The sequence below is a fragment of the Streptomyces blastmyceticus genome (assembly GCF_039521185.1).
GTDB lineage: Bacteria > Actinomycetota > Actinomycetes > Streptomycetales > Streptomycetaceae > Streptomyces > Streptomyces blastmyceticus.
In genome coordinates this window covers 19999-36788 of sequence record NZ_BAAABW010000029.1, presented here as the reverse complement: position 1 = coordinate 36788, position 16790 = coordinate 19999, and the positions used below count along the sequence as shown (strand labels likewise).

Genomic DNA, 16790 nt, shown 5'->3' with positions numbered 1-16790 from the left:
CATCACCATGGCGCTGGCGGCCGCCGCACTCATGACACCCGTCGCGGGAGCCTCGGCCACGTCCGCCCGGATTCCCGTGGCCCTCGACGGCAGCGGCGAATGCAGATATCCCGCGAAGCCCATCAAGGGCACCCCCTGGTCGCTCCAGCGCGTTCTCCTCGACCAGCTCTGGCAGGACACCAAGGGCAAGGACAGCGACGGGCACCCGGTGCGCGTGGCCGTCATCGACACCGGGGTCGACATCCACAACCCCCAGCTCAAGGATGCCGTCGACGCCAAGAGCGGAGCGGATCTGCTGGCGGGTGCGCAAGCGAGTGCCGCGGACGGGGTGGGCGTACGCGAGGCGGCGAACGACACCCTGGCGACCGGGCTGAAGGACGAGCTCAAAAAGGCGGACAAGGCGACCCCGAAGGCCACCCCGAAGCCCTCGGAGGCGCCCAAGGCACCGCCCACCCCGAAGCCCTCGGATTCCGCGTCGGCGAAACCGCCCCCGAAGCCGTCGGAGAAACCAACACCGAAACCCGAGCCCGAAAAGCCGGCTGCCCAGCTCGACCCCACACTCGACCTCGTCGGCCACGGCACGAAGGTCGCCGGCATCATCGCGGCCCGCCCGTCCTCCAGCAGCGGATTCGTCGGCCTCGCTCCCGAATCCGTCATCATCCCGATCCGGCAGAACGACGAAAAGGGCACCGGCACCTCCCAGACCCTCGCCCAGGGCATCAACCTGGCCGTCACGGCCGGAGCCCAGGTCATCAACATCTCCCAGGACACGGCGAAGGCGCTGAAACCCGATTCCGACCTGGAACTCGCGGTGAAGAACGCCCTCGCCAAGGACGTCGTCGTGGTCGCCTCCGCGGGCAACGACGGCCTCGACGGCAACGTCAAGGAGACCTACCCCGCCGCCTACAAGGGCGTCCTCGCCGTTGCCGCTTCGGACCGCAACAACGAACGCGCGCCCTTCTCCCAGCCCGGCGAATTCGTGGGCGTCGCGGCCCCCGGCGTGGAAATGGTCTCCACCGTCCCCCTCGGCGGCCAGTGCGTCGACAACGGCACCAGCTTCTCCGCCCCGTACGTCGCCGGAGTCGCCGCCCTCATCCGCGCCAAACACCCCGACTGGAAGCAGAACCAGGTCGTGGCCCAGATAGAGCAGACCGCCGAGCGCGCCACCAACGGCCACGACCGCTACATCGGCTGGGGCGTGGTCGACCCGGTCCGCGCCCTCACCGACGACGCCCACCCCATCGACCGCGTCACCTCCGACCAACCCACCACCCACCGCGCCAAGGCCCCCGCCCCGGCCCCCGTGGCCATCGGCGAGTCCCCGTCCCAACGCCAGGAACGCCTCGCCACGTACGGCCTGGGCGGCACGGCCCTGCTGGTGGCCGCGATCGCGGGGGTGGCGGTGGTCCTACGGGATCTGAGGCGGCGTCGGGCGGCCTGATTGAGTACGCGTACTCAGGCGCCGACAGCATGCGTGGCGGCACCATGGAATTCGTGCCGAGCGTGACGTGAGTGGCGTAGTGTCTCGCTGGATGCCACAGGGGAGGGGCAGGGGTGCAGCAACACGACGCGGGTGATTCGGAGCCGAGGCCGTTCGGCGGCAGCAACCTGGCGAAGGAAGCCGAGACGCTGACGAAGTTCAAGAGCCGGATCGACACCATCATGTCCGAGCTGGAGAAGTCGCCGGCCTCACAGAAGGCCATCAGCCACCAGGCGATCCCCAAGGGCGCGTACGGCACCGGCTTCGGCTCCGCCGACGACCTCGCCAAGCTCTACGACAAGGTCCACGACCGCTTGCAGACGCTGTCCCAGATCCTCGGCGACCAGGTCGAGTCGATGGGCATCGCGGCCGTCGTGGCCGAGCGCGGATACGACGGCATCGACGCCGAACAGGCCGCCCGACTGCGGGCGATCGAAGAGCGCGTGCGCAAGAACTACCACAACCCGACGGCTGGCAAGCCCGCCTCGGCGCCCGGCGGACACGAGCCCAAGCCGGAGCGCAGCGGCGCGTCCGACCTCGGGTCCGAGACCGCGTAAGGGGGACAGGCGAATGGGCAAGGGGAAGTTCGACGACGCCACGCTCGAAGAGCTCTACGCCATGGTGGCGGGCGGCCGGCCGAAGCAGATCAACGACGCCGCGGACGCGTTGCTGAAGGCCTTCACCGACATCAACGACCTCGGCGGAGAAATCCAGGCACACGTGGAGCGCGTCAAGTGGGAGGGCGAGGGCAGCGAAGCATTCCGCAACTGGGGCGCGGAGCTCGCCAAGCAGACCCTCAAACTGGCCGACTACACGCTGAAGGTCGGCATCAACATCGGCTTCGCGGGCCAGAGCCTGGGCGAGGCCAAGTCGTCCATGCCTGCGGTGGAACCGTGCTACGCGGATGCGGCGAAGGAGAAGGCGCGACTGGACGGGGCGGAGTCCAACCGCCAGGAAGCCATCAAGGCGATGGAGCGGTTGGATTCGTACTACCGGACGGTGCATACGGATGTGGCGGGGTTGGAGGAGCCGAAGTTTCCGACGTTGCCTGACGGGATCTTCCCGTCGTTTCAAGGTCGTGAGCGCTCAGACAGCGCCTCAGTGCCGACAGGGGGAGTTGCAGGAGGCGGGGGAGCAGGTCGCAATGAGTTTGCAGTGGCTGCCGGTGGCGCGGGCGGTGCGGCCTTCAGCGGACCTTCGCACCTTCCTGATGAAAGACGGCATGGTCAACTCGGCACAGGGCTGAGTACTGACCGGCCTGCGCATACGGCGATCGACTCTGTGGCACTCCCGCAGGCTCCGGACAACACGACAAGGCACCCGGTCACGCGCCTCCCTGGTGATGGCCCAGGTCCAAGAGTCCCTGCTATGCCAGGACCTTTGGTACCTGCCATGCCCTCCAGCTCGCAACGTGGGATCGAAGTACCGCACAGTCCCTCCAGTGGCCGCCCCGAACGAGTGAGCACACCCCGGCCCGAAGGCATCCCTCGGGCCGGAGGTAAAGATGGGATCGTCGGTGGCATGCCCGCCCGTTCGGGTAGCCAGTCTGCCGTCCCGCGATTGCCGCGAGGCACGGTAGTGGGTGAAGAGCGGACCGTGAATGGACCTCAAGCGGGTACAGCGGCGGGACCGCGAGGCACCGCTGGGGGCTCAAGCACTCGGATAGGAAGCCCGATGGGTATGGGCGGCCATCCCGTCGGTGGCGCCACTCCCGGCCCGAGAAACGGCTACGCAGGCCGAAGGCTTGCCACAGAACCAGGCGGTACTGCTGGTGGCCTGCGTGCACCGCGTGAAGGACGCTCCGAGTTCACGCAGGGCGGCTCAGGCCTCGTACGAAGTCAGCCGCCGGGCGTGATGCCGCACTCTGGAGTCAACTCTTCAGGCAGTGGCCGTCGTCGCTCCAGCAGCAGGCCCGACTATCTGGTGGAAGACGAAGAGACCTGGACCAGAGGCCGCGGGAACGTCGTGCCTCCAGTCATCGAATAGCTCACGAGACCTCACGAAGGGGACCACGGCCTCATGCCATTTCCGGCTCAGCGCGCTCTGCGGACCTCGGCGTTGCTAGCGGTGGTGCTCGCATGTGTCGCGACTCCGGCAGCGGCACAAGACGAGCACTCGAGGCAGTGGTTCTTGGACGATATGCAAGCGGAACAGATGTGGAAGGTGAGTAGAGGCGAGGGGATCACGGTGGCTGTGATCGATACGGGCGTGGACGCCTCTCTCCCTGAGCTGCGTGGGCTGGTGTTGGAGGGCACGGACACCTCGAACAATCCCACTGACGCGCACATGGACAGTGAGCGTCACGGGACGAACATGGCTACCCTGATTGCCGGTTCAGGAGCTGACGGAGGAATTCAGGGCTTGGCCCCTGAATCAAAGATCCTCCCAATCAAAGCCGTGCCTGACCAGAGGGTAGATGCCGTTGACCCGCTGATCAGCAGGGCCATCCGATATGCAGCTGACCATGGCGCCAAGGTCATTAATATCTCAAAGGGGGCTCTGGGGGTCCCTGCGAACTTCACCAAGACGCAATCTGCTGTCAACTATGCGCTTGGAAAAGGAAGCCTGATCTTTGCCAGCACCGGCAATGACGGGGACAAGGCGAATGAGCCGGCCTTTCCTGCGGCTCTCCCGGGAGTCGTCGGTGTAGGAGCAATCGACCGTCAAGGCAAAGTCGCCAAGTTCTCGACCTACGGCAACCAAGTCGGCCTCGTGGCCTTCGGCGATGAAATCGTGCAGCACTGCGAAAAAGGCTCCGGCTACTGCATCGCAGGCGGCACAAGCCAAGCCACCGCCATCGCCTCCGCCTCCGCCGCCCTCATCTGGGCGAAGCACCCGGACTGGACCAACAACCAAGTCCTCCGCGTCATGATGGACACGGCCGGAAAGCCCGCAGGCGCCAAAATGCCCAGCAAATACCTCGGCTACGGCAGCGTCCGCCCCCGCAAGGTGCTCGTGGACGGCGAAGGCGACCCGGGCCCCGCGAACGTCAACCCCCTCCTCGCGGCCAACGCACCCAAGCCGTCCGCTTCCGATTCCGATCCGAACTCGTCCGCAGCCGGCAAGCCCATTGCCGCGGCAACCGCCACTGACGACGGCATCGGCACCATTACCTGGGTCGCCCTGGGTGCAGGCGCAGCCGTGATCACCGCTGCGGCCATCGGCTTCGGCGTCATGCGCCGCCGCGCCAAGGCGACTTACCCGACCCAGCCGTAACAACAAGAAAGGCGAAGCATGTCGGACACTCAGAAGATCAGTGATCCAGCATTCACCAAATTCGAGGGCAAGATCCGGGAGACGAGCGAGGCCCTTTCGGCCAACCTCCGTGCCCTGGCCGATGCCATCGCCACCGTCGAGGCCGCATGGACGGGCGCCGGTGCCCAGGCATTCCGTACCGCACAGCTCGCGCTCAACGACGACCACGACGCCCTGCGTCGGCTGATCGACGGCATTCACGACGCCGTGTCGCTGACCCGTAAGTCCAGCCACGCCAACGACGCCGACATCATGGCGACCTTCAACAAGATCGACGTGAATGGCTCCGCCCCGGGCGGGCACCTCGGTTCCCTGGGCGCGAGCGCCGGTGTCAGCGCCGGTCTCGAAAGCAAGATCAGCAGCTACTAGAAGCACTTCCGAAGAAACAACCACCACAAGGGGGGCACATGCCCGGGGCGAATGACGACCTCAAGGTTCATTACAGCTCGGTCGAGAAGACCGCCGATGACATCAGCAAGGCGGCCGGCGTCGTCGACCAGCAGCTGAAGGACATCTGGGCCGCGGTCAACGAGGTCACGCACGGCTGGGAGGGCGAGGCCCACCAGATGATGCTCCAGGCGAAGGCGCAGTTCGACGCCCGCGGTACGCACATCCACGGGATCCTGACCGAGATCTCGGCCAAGATCAAGCAGGGCAGCATGGATTACCGGCACACGGACCGCAAGGCTTCCCAGCTGTTCGACATCAGCTACTGAGGGCCCACGGCCGTGGGGTGGGCGGGCAATACGCGGCGAGACGCGCCCGCCCGCCCCACTCCGTACGCTCAGGTCAGATCGAACTCGCCGTCCCGCGCGCCCAGCACAAAGGCCCGCCACTCACTCTCCGTGTAGCGCAGCACGACCTCCGGTTCGGCCGACGACCGCATTGCCACCGCGCCGCCCGGGAGATACGCGATCTCGACGCGCACCTCTGTCGTGGCGTCCGGCGCGCTCAGCCACTCCACGCCGGAGATGTCCATCGCGTAGAGCTCGTCTTTCTCATGTGGGTCCATGGGGCAGAGGCCGCCTTTCAGGGTGCGATGTTGCCGCCATATCGCGGCGCGCGCACATGAGTTGGCGCCGCGAGATTCAACGTGAGCAGCGTACTCCCGGAGACGCCGCGTCATCGGTGGATCACCGATCACGGCCACCTCGGAGCCGGTCGTAGTTCCGCGCCGCGTCCCGCGAGAACGCCACCCACAGCTTGTTCCCGGCCGTCGGCCCGCCCACCTCGTCCAGCCCGCAACAAAGACTGTCGCTGGCGTCCAGCGCGGCATCCAGCATGGAAAGCGCGGCCCGCCGCTGCGCCCGGCAGGCCTCCCGTTCGGCCTTCGGGTGCCGGGGGTGCTCGTCGAACACGGTGAGCCGCAGCACGCCGAACCGCCACCGAATGGACAGGTTCGTTGCCTTCCCCGGGGTGAACAGGTAGGCGTTGGCGAGGAGTTCGGACGCCGCGAGCACGCCGAGCTCGGCCATGTCGGCGAGGTCGTGCGCGCGCAGGAGGCGATCGACGGTCTTACGGGCCATACGGAGGCAGTACGCGCCGCCGGGGAGCCCGAGGGAGTAGTCGAGGTTGCTGGGGATGGGCCCGGTGCTTGTGGACACGGGTGACGAATCGGGCATGCAGGGTGCGAAGTTCATGCGCGGTCACTCCAGATGCAGGGTGATGTGATGGAGCCGCGCACAGGTGGCCACCGGTGGCTCGCCTCCCTGGGCGCAGGCGTGCCCGTCGCAGGGAAAGACGGGCACGCTCGCGCGGTGCACTTCCGGTGCTCTCACGTGTGAGCGGTGCGTTACTGAATGTAGGGGCACCGGCGCTGCCCGGACAACCTTGTCTGCAAAGACAACCCTGTCGGTGGACCTGACGGGCGGCCGCACGGCATGCTTCGGGTAGATCACAAGGAGGGGCAGGCATGCCGTCGAGGAGCCATCCGACCCAACGGCAACGGCGCTTGGGCATCGAACTGCGCAAGCTGCGCGAGGCCGCGGGGATGAGCGCGCCGGAAGCCGGTGCGGCGGTGAACATCAAGGCGTACCAGGTCAGTCACCTGGAGGCCGGACGCGTCGGCGTCACTCCGAACCGTCTCCGCACACTGGCCCGTAACTACGGCTGCGCCGACGAGGCGTTGATCGATGCGCTGGTGACGATGTCCGACGAGCGGGACAAGGAGTGGTGGGAGGAGTACCGAGGTGTGCTGCCTGACTTCTTCCTCGACATTGCCGAGATCGAGTGGCACGCCAAGCGGCTTCGCAACGCCTTGACTTCGCACATTCCCGGCCTTCTGCAGACCGAGGACCACGCCCGCGCGATCTTCGACATGGTCATCCCGGAACTCCCGGCCGAGCAGGTGGATGCCCGGGTGGCACATCGATTGCAGCGCTGCGGAGTCCTCGACCGCAAGGACCCTCCGGCATACGACGCGATCATCCATGAGAGCGCACTGCGTATGCAGTTCGGCGGCCGCGATGTCGCGCGTGCCCAGCTGAAGCATCTGCTGGACTTCGGCGAACGTGACCTCGTCAGCCTCAGAGTCATTCCGTTCGAGGCCGGTGGCTTTCCCGGGGCGGGGCAAACCGTTCTCTACGCGTGTGCGACTGTTCCGCCCCTGGATACCGTGCAGCTCGACACGTCCTACGGTTCCGTGTTCGTCGACTCCGAGGAGCAGCTCGCCAACTACCGGCGGCTCTTCAGCAAGATGGAGCTCTGCGCCCTGGACGAGCGCGAATCGCGCCAGTTCATCCATTCGATCGCCCAGCAGATCTGAAGAAGGGGAAACGATGTCCGAGATCCAGTGGCAGGAACCACTCTGCGGGGGCGGTGGCAACGCCTGCCTTCAGATAGGCCACACGCGGGCCGGAACCCCCATAATCCGCGAAACAACCCGCCCCGACGAACTGATCGCCACCACCCGCGAAGGACTCCGCAACCTCATCGAAGCCGCCAAGAGAGGCGACCTCGACCACCTCGTATAAGCAAGCACCACGCCCGGCCGCGTCCTCCCGAGGGGTCAGGGTGTGGCGGTGAGGGTGGGCCAGAGGTTGGTGGCGGTGAGGGAGCGGGCCAGGCGGCGTGCCCAGTACGTTTCGTCGCCGTCTTCGTCGCGCCAAGACCACAGGCGGGTGGTGGCCAGGTGCAGCGGGTTGAGCCGGGTGATGCCGATGGCGCCGTGGAGTTGGTGGGCGATGCGGGCGATCTCGGCGGCCGAGGCGGATGCCTGGGTCTTGGCGGCGGCGATGGCGACGCGTGCGGCCGGGCCACCGGGGTCGAGTGGGGCGGCGGCCTGGACGGCGGTGCGGACCAGGGCGGTCTCCTCGATCAGCCGCGCTTCTTCCTGCTTGACGGCCTGGAAGCGGCTGAGCGGACGGCCGAACTGGGTGCGGGCAGTGGTGTGGGCGACCGTCAGGTCGACGCAGCGTTCGGCGGCGCCGGCGATCAGGGCGGAGCGGGCCAGGGCCGCACGGAGCCGGGCCTCGTCCAGCAGTTCGGGGGAGATCCGGCGGACCTGCGAGGCGGGGATCTCGAGGGCGGCGAGGTACAGGTCGTCGCGGGGTTCCTCGGCGAGGTTGCCGCCGGGGGTGAGGACGGCCTGGTCGGGGGCGAGGGTGAACAGGACGGGGCCGAAGGGGGCGGTGGCCAGGACGACCACCGCGGTGGCGGCGCGGGCCCAGGGGACGCGGCGCAGAGTGCCGGTGACCAGCAGGGTGTCGTCGTCGCCCAGGCAGCCGGTCGAGCCGACGGGGGAGTCGGCCGGGTGGGCGTAACGGACGGTGAGCTCGGGGGCGATGGCGTAGCTGAGGGGGCCGCCCGGGACGGGGAGGCCGGCGCGGCGCAGCAGCGGGCGGGCGACCAGGGCGGTCTCGGCGAGGGGGGCGGGGACGGCGCGGCGTCCTGCTTCCCGGGCGGCGGCGAGGAGTTCGGCGGTGGAGGCGTCCTCGGAGGGGAGGGCCACGGCGTCGGGGGCGGTGGTGTTGGCGACGGTGGCGATGGCGTCCGCATCGGCGTAGAAGGCGGTGGTGCCGTAGGCGTCCGCGGAGATGACGGGGGCGCCGGTGTCGATCGTGTGGGTGTTCATCAGTGCTGCTCCAGGCCACGAGTGATGATGCCGCGAAGGATTTCGTTGGTGCCGCCGCGCAGGGTGTAGCCGGGGCTGTGCAGCAGGGCGAAAGCGAGTAGTTCGGGGTGGCTGCCGGGGGTGGCGTGCGGATCGGCCGGGGTCGGCAGGATGCTGCGGACGGTGTCGACCAGCGCGCCTTCCAGCTGGGTGCCGAGGTCCTTGACCAGGGCGGCCTGGGTGTCGGGGGAGGCTCCGGCGTCCAGGGCCGCGGCCACGCCGAGGGACAGTCGGCGGACGCTGTGCAGGCGGGCCGCCAGGATGCCGATCCGGGTGAGCTGTTCGGCCGTGGCCGGGCGCTGCTCCAGTTCACGGAGCAGGGAGACCAGCAGGGGGAACGTGGACAGGTAGCGTTCCGGGCCGCTGCGTTCGAAGGCGAGTTCGCCGGTGACCTGCTTCCAGCCGCCGCCCCGCTGCCCGAGCAGCATGCCGTCGGGGACGTCGACGCCTTCGAGGTGGAGGGCGTTGAAGCGGTGCTCGCCGCTCATCAGCCGGATCGGCTCGACCCGTACGCCCGGGGCGCGCAGGTCGACGATGAACTGGCTGAGGCCGGCGTGCCTGTCCTCGGCGTCGTCGGTGCGGGCCAGCACGATGGCGTAGTCGTTGACATGGGCGCCGCCGGTCCACATCTTGGTGCCGGTCAACCGCCAGCCATCGGCGGTGTGTTCGGCGCGAGTGGCGACCGAGGCAAGGTCGGAGCCGCTGCTCTTCTCGCTCATGCCGATGGAGAAGAAGCACTGCCCGGCGGCGATCCTCGGCAGGAAGAAACGGCGCTGGTCCTCGGTGCCGTGCTGGAGGACGGACGGGCCGGCCTGCCGGTCGGAGACCCAGTGGGCGCTGACCGGGGCGCCGGCCGCGAGCAGTTCCTCGATCACCACATAGCGCTCCAGGAAGCCGCGGCCGGCGCCGCCGTACTCGGTGGGCAGGGCCATGCCCACCCAACCGCGCTCGGCGAGGCGGCGGCTGAAGCCGGGATCCCAGCCGGCCAGCCAGGAGTCGGGGCGGCCGAGCACGGTGCCGCGGGCGCGCTCCTCGTCGAGAAAGGCGCGGACCTCTGCGCGGAGCCGGTGGGCCGATTCGGGCAGGGTGACATCGGGGAAGGCGATCGGGGAAAGTGTCGAAGTCGAAGGAGACATGAGTGATTCGCTCCGTCAGTGTGTGGAGTGCAGCAGGGAAGGGTCGAAGCCGGCTTCGCGGAGCACCTCGTCGGTGTGCTGGCCGATGCCCGGGCAGGGCCGTAGCTCCGGCTCCGGGTCGGCCGAGTAGCGCACCGGGCGGCCGATGACCCGGTAGCGGCCCTCGGTGGGGTGTTCGGCCTCGTGCAGCAGGCCGCCCTCCTGGGCGTAGGCGGTGGTGGCGGCGGACTCCAGGTCGAGCACGGGGGCGGCGGCGATGCCCGCCCGGTCGCAGAACTCCTGCCACTCGGCGCTGGTGTGCCGCGGCGTCAGCTCCGCGAGCAGCGGATAGAACGCGTCGGCGTTGCGGGCCCGGTCGGGGCCGGTGGAGAAGCGCGGGTCGGCGGCCAGTTCGGGGCGGCCCACGAAGGCGGTGAAGTCCCGCCAGTTGCGGTCGCTGTGCGGCAGGATGCACATCCAGCCGTCGGCGGTGCGCTGGGCGCGGCGTTGCGGGCTGAGCGAGCGGGCCGAGCCGAACTCTCCGTCGGCCTCAAGGGCGGCCGCTCCCAGGTGCTCGACCAGGTTGAAGGCGAGCATGGTGTCGGCCATCGGGACCTCGATGTGCTGTCCGGTGCCGCCGTGCTCCCGGTAGTGCAGCGCGGCCAGTACCGACTGGACGATCTGCATGCCGCAGATCTTGTCGGCCAGCACGGTGGGAACGTAGTGCGGCTGGCCGGAGACCTTGTGGTTGAGCCAGACCAGGCCGCTGGCCGCCTGGATGATGTCGTCGTAGGCGGCGTGGGTGCCGTAGCGGCTGTCGCTGCGGAAGCCCTGAGCATTGGCGTAGATCAGGCCGGGGTTGACGGCCGCGACCTCGTCGTAGCCGAGGCGGAGCTTCTCCAGGGCCTGCGGGCGCAGGTTGGTGATGAAGACGTCGGCGGTGCGCAGCAGGGCGAGCAGGGCGTCGCGGCCGTGCGGGGCCTTGAGGTCGATGGCGGCGCTGCGCTTGTTGCGGTTCAGGTTGAGTGCCGGGCCGCCCATGCCGGGGTGGCGCCGCGGCGGGTAATGGCGCGTCATGTCGCCCGTGGGCGGCTCGACCTTGATCACGTCCGCGCCCAGGTCGCCGAGTTGCTGGGCGGCGTACGGGGCCATGATCACGCTGGCCAGTTCGATGACGCGGACTCCCGCGAGGAGTCCGCGGCCGGACGGTCCGCTCGGTTTCTCGGACATCTTCCGGTGCCTCCTGGAGGTAGAAGGGGGGTAGAAGTGGTCTAACGCCACTGGAGCGCAGCAGACCCGAGCGGGGAACGCCGGCCTGGCTGGGGGACCGTGCGCCCGCTGTACGCGAACGGTGTCGCCGGTTCGGTGAGCGGGCCGAAATCGGTCCCGGTGGTCGACAGCGCGGCGAACGGCGCGCGCCCGGGCCGGGGCAGATCGAGTACGTCCTCCCGGGCCAGCAGCCCGAGTTCCTGCACCCAGTGGCACACCCCGGCCAAGGTCACGCGGATCCGCCAGGAGCCGCCCTCCGTCGCACGCCGACGCAGGACCGTTGCGACGGCGGCGGCCCCGAGGTAGGCGGCGAGGTAGTCGTTGAGCAGGTACGTCGGCGGCAGCGACGGCCGGTCGGTCCACTCCTCGACGGCGAATCCGGTGGCCGAGCAGGCGAGTTGGTCGAAACCGCCGCGTTCGCCCCAGGGGCCTTCGGAGCCCCAGGCATGGAGTTCGAGGGTGATGAGTCCGGGGCGGCGCCGGACGAGTTCCTCGGTCGACGCCCCGTGCCGGGCGAGTCCCCGGTAGGCGTGCACGAAGACGTCCGCTTCCTGGAGTACGTCGTGGAAGGCCGCACGGTCGCGCTCGTCGCGCAGGTCGCAGTAGGCGTTGCGCTTGCCGCCTCCGGTCATCGCGATCATCGGGATCGGGTCGGGGCGGTCGGGACGCGAAAGGTGCAGCACATCGGCGCCGAACTGGGCGAGGAGTCGCGCCGCGACGGGACCTGCGATCACATGGGTGAGATCGAGCACCCGTACGCCCGCGAGCGCCTCATCGGCCTCACCGATCGGCTCCAGAGGCCGGACCGGTCCGTCACCGACGCGTTCGATCTCGACGACCGGACGCTGCGCGACATACCGCCCCGCGGGGTGCGCGAGCCACTCGTCCCGGCTGCGCACCACGCAGGCGACGCCGCCCCACGCGCAGATGGCCTCCTCCAGCGTGAACGCGTCCCAGCCGGCCGCGGCCTGCGCGATCCCGACCTTGTCGAGCCCGCACCTCAGCACGGAGTGGACCGCGTCCCGCAGATGCGGATAGGTGGTGATGATGAAGATCCACCGGCCGTCGCGCGCCCGGTAGAAGTCGTTGTTGCCGAGCAGCGCCGGATCGTCGAGCAGGACACCGATCGGGCGCCCCGACAGCGTCGTGTGATACGTCGCCATGAGCTGGTCGATCGCGGCCCCGGCCTGCACCTCCACCCTCTGGTGCCGGTGCCCGCGCTGTTCACCGAGCGCCGCCGTCTGCTGTCCGAAGACACCGATCGCGGCGGACATGGCATCGGCGAGGCGGTGCACCGAGGGCACCAGGGGATCGGCCCCGACGACGGTGATGTCCTCGGCTCCCCGGGCCGGTTCGGGGTCGCCGAGGGCGTGCAGCAGTTGGGAGACGATCGCGCCGGTGGACGGCGGTGTCGGCGTCGGCCCGGTCGTGATCAGCATGTTCGAAGTCATGCCGGGATGCTCGTTCCCGGCGCTGTGCGAGCGCCCGCATTCACGGATATCCGTGAATCGATGCGGACGTCACATCCGTCCCTCCTGGATGTGCGCGAGGAGCCGGGCCGCCGCCCGGTCCAGACTCAGCCGCTCCGAGCGGCCGCGACGCCGGTGTATGAGCGCGAGGGCTCCCGTGACGACGGGGCCGTCGGTGACGGGGATCGCGAGTGCGCTGGCCTCGGGGTCGGCCAGACCCTCGCTGCGGCTGATCCGCGATGCGCGGATCGCCGGAAGAGCGCGGCGGAACTCGGCGACCGCCTCGGGGTCATGGCGGGCGAGCTCGTCGAGCAGCCCATGGCGCTCAGCCTCGTCGGTGAAGGCCAGCAGCAGACGGCCCGCGGCGGTACGCAGCAGCGGCCGGGCCATGTGCTGGTCGGCGAGCGGTACGAGGCGGGGAATCTCGTCCTCGCCGCCGCGCGCGAGGTACACGGCGTCGAGCCCGACCCGCACCGTGAGCAGCACCGGGGTACCCGCGACGCGGCTCAGCTCGTCGAGCTCGGCCTGACTGATCTGCGGGACGACCCGGTCGGCGATGAGGTTGAGGACGTGCGGGGCGGGCCCGAGCCTGAAGCGCCGGTGCTGTTCCAGCAGAAACCCCGTCGCGACAAGGCCGTTGACCAGATCCTGCACCGAACTCGCCGGCGCCCCGACGACCCGCGCCAACTCGGCCACGGTCACCCCGTCCGGCGCTCGCGCGGCGGCCTCCAGGATCCACACGACCCGGTCCACCGTACGGTGACGCCGCCGCCGGCCGTGCTCGCTCATCCCGCCCCACCTTGTCCTTCTTGTACGCCGCCGATTACGCCACGGAGGACCGCTCGATGCTGTGGGAGCCGGTCGCCGTCTGCGAGATGGGCTGACGATCGCGCGCCACCAGCAGGGCCAGCGCGCATCCCAGCAGAAGCGCCGCGCCGTGGATGTTCTGGGCGACCGCCAGCACCGCGCCGACGAGCGGCACGGCCAGAGCCGTCGGCCGGTGGACGGCTATACCGCGCTCCTTGCCGACCCGTATCAGCGCAGACGCGGCCACGCAGGCGACGATCGCCGGGGCAGAGGCGGCCGACCAGAGCGTCCCGATCATGGCGCCGCACCAGAGCAGCAGCACCAGAGTGGCCCAGTCGGGCAACCGGGGGTCGTCACGCCACAGCGTCAGCGCGACGGCGCCGGCCAGCGCGCAGATCGCTATGGAGTTGCCACCACCGGTGGGCTGCCAGGCGTAACCGACGAACTCGCAGGCGACTCCCACCCCGAAGTACTGAATCAACCAGCGCGACCTGGACAGAACCTGCTCCGCGACCGTCCCCATCAGCAGGAGGAAGAGCAGATTGCTCACCGTCCCGGCCACCCCGCCGTCCTGGACGAACAGGGAGGTGACCGACCGCCACCAGTCCCCGTGCAATCCGGCCGGAGTCCGCTCCAGACCCGCGAGCACGCCGTGCACCGCGAACTGCAGGAGGTTCACCGCCGCGGTAGCCGCGAACACCACCACCGTCACCACGGGGAACCGTCGCAGACCTGCGCGTTCAGTGATCATCATGACCACAAGTATCCGGCCGGCCGCGTCGGCCCGGCCAGTGCCGTAACTAACGGTTTCGACATGACAAATGTCCCGGACCCAGGGTGAGAGTCACTGCTCCACGGCGTACTGCGCCACCCCATTGCCGAGCGACCAGTCGATCGACTCGTTCTCGGTCAGCGTGACGAACATGTTCCGCGGCTCGGTACCCGCGTACTCCTGGCCGAGCTCGGCGATCCGCCGGTACAGCGCCCGCTTCTGCTCCGGGGCGCGCCCGGACCGCATGGTGATGGCCACGAACACGATGCCGTCGTCACGGTGCACACCGAGGTAGTCGTCATAGCGAAGCGTGCCGGTGGTGCCGTCGTGACTGGTCAGTATCTGGAACCGGTCGTCGGCCGGGAAGCCGATCGTCTCGGTCAGGGCTTCGTGAACGGCGCGGCCGAGCGCGTCGAGCCGATCGCTGTCGGCTCCCAGGGCGTCAATTCGGACAAGTGGCATGCCAGTTCTCCTCCGGAGCGGACGGATATAGGGATCGTACATACTAGTAGGTACAAACGAGCCCTTCCGAGGCCGGCTCGCCCAAAGGCTGACGAGGGGGTAGCCGCGTGGATGAGAGCGATAGCGACTCAAGAACGCCCGGAGGCGCGGCGGCGGAACTCGTTCATCGTCATCGTCTTGTCGTCGGACGGCACATTGATGGTGAACTTGTCGCCGAACGAGTCGTACGTCGTGGTGCTCGTCCGGCCGTCACGGCTGGACCGCAGCTGGAGCAGGTAGGGCTTTTCCTCTGCTGCTATTCGATAGACGTCACTTGTCGGCCCGGAGGCGGCAGCGACCGCGTAGGTCTTGACGCCGTTGACCGAGCCGTCCTGAGCGGGGTCCGCTTTGGCCGTCTCCGCGATCGCGTAAAAGCTGCTGCACCCCTGCTGCCCCGGGGTCCCCAGCACGTAGACATCGGTGAGGTCCGGCGGGAGCGTGATGTTCTGCCCGGACTGCCGCAGACTGTCTGCCAGAAGGGGCGCACTCGTGTACGTCGTGCCCTCCTTGCAGAGCATCTCGCCGCTCTGCCCCGTCTCGCTCGACGTGGCCTTCAACCGCAGCCCTTGCTCGGGGTCCGACCACATCTCCTGGCTCCCACCGCCGAGTGCGGTAGTGGTTCCCGAAGCATGAAACGACGTGTTCCGCATGAGCAGGTTCGTGCTCCGAATTTTCAACGCATCCCTGTCGATGCCGGTGTTGGGCGCCGGAATGCCCGCTGGGACCGGAGGGGCATCAGCTGCCGCATCCTTCGACGGGGAGCTGCCGCCGCATGCTGTAAGGGATGCGCACAGGGCCAGGGCGATCGATATCAGCCGGACAGCGACATGGCTTTTCACTGCCCATTCCTCCACAACCTCATCGGATCGGACAAGCCTCATCAAAGGTGAGTGTTCGGATACACGCCCTTCGTAGGTAGCTTGAGAGCCGTGCAGCCATGCCTCTTGCTCTGGTCCCGAGCGAAACTCTCCAGAAGGGGCTGCAACTCCGAGCCAGAAATGTGCTGTTCGTCATCAGCTGTGTAGCTACTTGCCTGATAGTTGGCGGGTTCGCCATCGCAGCGGGCAGTGGCACGACCGAAGTGCTCACTCATCAGGGCGTCACCGTGGTGGTATCCGGAAGGAATCTCGACGTTGGCGGTTACCAATGTCTCGAAGGGCCGGTCGCTCCAGTCTCCGTACCAGCCGTTGAAACGGGCCATTGGGTGTCCGCTCTTTGCATCCACAAGGGTGCATGCGGTGATCGGAGCCTGGTCGTCCGTTTGTACCGCCACTTTCCATGGGGTACCGGATTTGTTCCTCGGCAGCGGAGCCTTGGCGATCCACTCACAGGGCGTACCGGATACGCCATTCAACGGAACAGCTTTTTGGCCATCCGGCATCGCTTGCTTGGGCCGTGGCAGAGGCGCGGCCCCACAGTGGAGCTTCGCAGCGGCCGCGTTGGCCATGGCGGTGGCGATCCGCAGGGATGAGGGAGTCACATTCTCCTTGTCCCAGTTCCCCATCACCCTGGTGACGATCCGTTGCTTTCGCCCTTCGGGATCCCGACCCCAGGCCGGACATTCCTGGATGATGAGAGGGCCAAATTCGCCGTAGAAGCCAGGGATACCTTTGGGGAACACATAGCGTGGCTCATGGGGGATCGTAAATTCAAGGTTGAGTTCACGAGCGACCTCGTCAGGCTTGGAGTAGACGTCCACAGCCAGGGCGGAGTGGCGGTCGTCGGTGTTCACCCCACACTTCATATGCCCAGACTCGGATCCCATCTCCTCCTTGCCGGCCTGCAATCGTTTATTGGGCAGCACATCTGCCAAATCACTTGCGGACAGGTGACCATCGCAGATGGTCGCGGCATACCACCAGGGCTGCCATTGAGGCTTGGTGCCATATCCGGCAATCGCCAGTAGCGCTAGTGCCGCTGCCATCATGACCACAGTGCTTGCCCTGGGCATGAAACGCCGTAACCCCTTGGTGGGCATACTTCCTCTCCTGATCAGCTGAGGGCGTTCTCT

The 16790-nt window shown here is 68.2% G+C and carries 19 protein-coding genes; 8 read left to right on the top strand and 11 right to left on the bottom strand.

Going from position 1 to position 16790, the window contains the following annotated elements; all coding sequences use genetic code 11:
• Window positions 1–31: 31 nt before the first annotated feature.
• From mycP (ABD269_RS29360) to ABD269_RS29335, 6 genes are all read left to right on the top strand, one after another.
• Entirely contained in the window at window positions 32–1441 is a 1410-nt protein-coding gene (mycP, locus tag ABD269_RS29360; protein ID WP_425573006.1) for a type VII secretion-associated serine protease mycosin, read from the top strand.
• Between the two features lie 113 nt (window positions 1442–1554).
• Window positions 1555–2037, top strand: a complete 483-nt coding sequence (locus ABD269_RS29355; RefSeq protein ID WP_344122777.1) for a hypothetical protein — start codon at window positions 1555–1557, stop codon at window positions 2035–2037.
• Window positions 2038–2050: 13 nt separating this feature from the next.
• Entirely contained in the window at window positions 2051–3466 is a 1416-nt protein-coding gene (locus tag ABD269_RS29350; protein ID WP_344122775.1) for a WXG100 family type VII secretion target, read from the top strand.
• Window positions 3467–3499: 33 nt separating this feature from the next.
• Complete coding sequence (mycP, locus tag ABD269_RS29345; protein WP_344122773.1) at window positions 3500–4696, top strand: type VII secretion-associated serine protease mycosin; 1197 nt, start codon at window positions 3500–3502, stop codon at window positions 4694–4696.
• An 18-nt stretch (window positions 4697–4714) separates the two neighbouring features.
• Window positions 4715–5104: a WXG100 family type VII secretion target gene (locus ABD269_RS29340; protein ID WP_301891947.1), complete on the top strand. Its 390-nt coding sequence runs from the start codon at window positions 4715–4717 to the stop codon at window positions 5102–5104.
• Window positions 5105–5142: 38 nt separating this feature from the next.
• Entirely contained in the window at window positions 5143–5451 is a 309-nt protein-coding gene (locus ABD269_RS29335; protein WP_301891946.1) for a WXG100 family type VII secretion target, read from the top strand.
• A 68-nt stretch (window positions 5452–5519) separates the two neighbouring features.
• Here ABD269_RS29335 and ABD269_RS29330 read toward each other — a convergent pair whose 3' ends face one another.
• Window positions 5520–5747, bottom strand: coding sequence for a DUF397 domain-containing protein (locus tag ABD269_RS29330; RefSeq protein WP_116214185.1), 228 nt, complete (start codon window positions 5745–5747; stop codon window positions 5520–5522).
• A gap of 121 nt (window positions 5748–5868) precedes the next feature.
• On the bottom strand, window positions 5869–6339 hold the full coding sequence (locus ABD269_RS29325) for an ATP-binding protein (protein ID WP_344122769.1): 471 nt from the start codon (window positions 6337–6339) through the stop codon (window positions 5869–5871).
• A gap of 308 nt (window positions 6340–6647) precedes the next feature.
• On the opposite strand from ABD269_RS29325, the gene ABD269_RS29320 reads away from it, so the two are divergent.
• Both ABD269_RS29320 and ABD269_RS29315 read left to right on the top strand, forming a co-directional pair.
• The gene (locus ABD269_RS29320; protein WP_344122767.1) at window positions 6648–7499 is read left to right on the top strand and encodes a helix-turn-helix domain-containing protein; all 852 of its coding nucleotides are present in this window, start codon (window positions 6648–6650) and stop codon (window positions 7497–7499) included.
• Window positions 7500–7512: 13 nt separating this feature from the next.
• Window positions 7513–7707, top strand: a complete 195-nt coding sequence (locus tag ABD269_RS29315; RefSeq protein WP_344122765.1) for a hypothetical protein — start codon at window positions 7513–7515, stop codon at window positions 7705–7707.
• Window positions 7708–7742: 35 nt separating this feature from the next.
• Here ABD269_RS29315 and ABD269_RS29310 read toward each other — a convergent pair whose 3' ends face one another.
• The 9 genes from ABD269_RS29310 to ABD269_RS29270 form a co-directional block, all read right to left on the bottom strand.
• Window positions 7743–8807, bottom strand: coding sequence for an acyl-CoA dehydrogenase family protein (locus ABD269_RS29310; protein ID WP_344122763.1), 1065 nt, complete (start codon window positions 8805–8807; stop codon window positions 7743–7745).
• A complete protein-coding gene (locus tag ABD269_RS29305; protein WP_344122761.1) occupies window positions 8807–9982 on the bottom strand; it encodes an acyl-CoA dehydrogenase family protein in 1176 nt (391 codons plus the stop codon). Before ABD269_RS29305 ends, ABD269_RS29310 begins: the two co-directional genes overlap by 1 nt.
• 15 nt (window positions 9983–9997) lie before the next feature.
• Window positions 9998–11191: a CaiB/BaiF CoA transferase family protein gene (locus tag ABD269_RS29300; protein WP_344122759.1), complete on the bottom strand. Its 1194-nt coding sequence runs from the start codon at window positions 11189–11191 to the stop codon at window positions 9998–10000.
• A gap of 41 nt (window positions 11192–11232) precedes the next feature.
• Window positions 11233–12681, bottom strand: a complete 1449-nt coding sequence (locus ABD269_RS29295; protein ID WP_344122757.1) for a CoA transferase — start codon at window positions 12679–12681, stop codon at window positions 11233–11235.
• Between the two features lie 69 nt (window positions 12682–12750).
• Window positions 12751–13488: a helix-turn-helix domain-containing protein gene (locus tag ABD269_RS29290; protein WP_344122755.1), complete on the bottom strand. Its 738-nt coding sequence runs from the start codon at window positions 13486–13488 to the stop codon at window positions 12751–12753.
• A gap of 34 nt (window positions 13489–13522) precedes the next feature.
• Window positions 13523–14260 carry a rhomboid family intramembrane serine protease gene (locus ABD269_RS29285; protein ID WP_344122753.1) on the bottom strand — a complete coding sequence of 246 codons (738 nt, stop codon included), beginning with the start codon at window positions 14258–14260 and terminating at the stop codon, window positions 13523–13525.
• Window positions 14261–14350: 90 nt separating this feature from the next.
• The gene (locus tag ABD269_RS29280) at window positions 14351–14740 is read right to left on the bottom strand and encodes a tautomerase family protein (protein WP_344122751.1); all 390 of its coding nucleotides are present in this window, start codon (window positions 14738–14740) and stop codon (window positions 14351–14353) included.
• Between the two features lie 128 nt (window positions 14741–14868).
• A complete protein-coding gene (locus ABD269_RS29275; RefSeq protein WP_344122749.1) occupies window positions 14869–15366 on the bottom strand; it encodes a hypothetical protein in 498 nt (165 codons plus the stop codon).
• 293 nt (window positions 15367–15659) lie between these two features.
• Window positions 15660–16757: a hypothetical protein gene (locus ABD269_RS29270; RefSeq protein ID WP_344122747.1), complete on the bottom strand. Its 1098-nt coding sequence runs from the start codon at window positions 16755–16757 to the stop codon at window positions 15660–15662.
• Window positions 16758–16790 lie beyond the last annotated feature (33 nt).

Coding starts and splice junctions, on each gene's coding strand:
- mycP (WP_425573006.1), top strand. CDS start 32: ATGACACCCGTCGCGGGAGCCTCGGCCACGTCCGCCCGGATTCCCGTG.
- ABD269_RS29350 (WP_344122775.1), top strand. CDS start 2,051: ATGGGCAAGGGGAAGTTCGACGACGCCACGCTCGAAGAGCTCTACGCC.
- mycP (WP_344122773.1), top strand. CDS start 3,500: ATGCCATTTCCGGCTCAGCGCGCTCTGCGGACCTCGGCGTTGCTAGCG.
- ABD269_RS29340 (WP_301891947.1), top strand. CDS start 4,715: ATGTCGGACACTCAGAAGATCAGTGATCCAGCATTCACCAAATTCGAG.
- ABD269_RS29335 (WP_301891946.1), top strand. CDS start 5,143: ATGCCCGGGGCGAATGACGACCTCAAGGTTCATTACAGCTCGGTCGAG.
- ABD269_RS29330 (WP_116214185.1), bottom strand. CDS start 5,747: ATGGACCCACATGAGAAAGACGAGCTCTACGCGATGGACATCTCCGGC.
- ABD269_RS29320 (WP_344122767.1), top strand. CDS start 6,648: ATGCCGTCGAGGAGCCATCCGACCCAACGGCAACGGCGCTTGGGCATC.
- ABD269_RS29315 (WP_344122765.1), top strand. CDS start 7,513: ATGTCCGAGATCCAGTGGCAGGAACCACTCTGCGGGGGCGGTGGCAAC.
- ABD269_RS29310 (WP_344122763.1), bottom strand. CDS start 8,807: ATGAACACCCACACGATCGACACCGGCGCCCCCGTCATCTCCGCGGAC.
- ABD269_RS29305 (WP_344122761.1), bottom strand. CDS start 9,982: ATGTCTCCTTCGACTTCGACACTTTCCCCGATCGCCTTCCCCGATGTC.
- ABD269_RS29300 (WP_344122759.1), bottom strand. CDS start 11,191: ATGTCCGAGAAACCGAGCGGACCGTCCGGCCGCGGACTCCTCGCGGGA.
- ABD269_RS29295 (WP_344122757.1), bottom strand. CDS start 12,681: ATGACTTCGAACATGCTGATCACGACCGGGCCGACGCCGACACCGCCG.
- ABD269_RS29290 (WP_344122755.1), bottom strand. CDS start 13,488: ATGAGCGAGCACGGCCGGCGGCGGCGTCACCGTACGGTGGACCGGGTC.
- ABD269_RS29285 (WP_344122753.1), bottom strand. CDS start 14,260: ATGATGATCACTGAACGCGCAGGTCTGCGACGGTTCCCCGTGGTGACG.
- ABD269_RS29280 (WP_344122751.1), bottom strand. CDS start 14,740: ATGCCACTTGTCCGAATTGACGCCCTGGGAGCCGACAGCGATCGGCTC.
- ABD269_RS29275 (WP_344122749.1), bottom strand. CDS start 15,366: ATGTGGTCGGACCCCGAGCAAGGGCTGCGGTTGAAGGCCACGTCGAGC.
- ABD269_RS29270 (WP_344122747.1), bottom strand. CDS start 16,757: ATGCCCACCAAGGGGTTACGGCGTTTCATGCCCAGGGCAAGCACTGTG.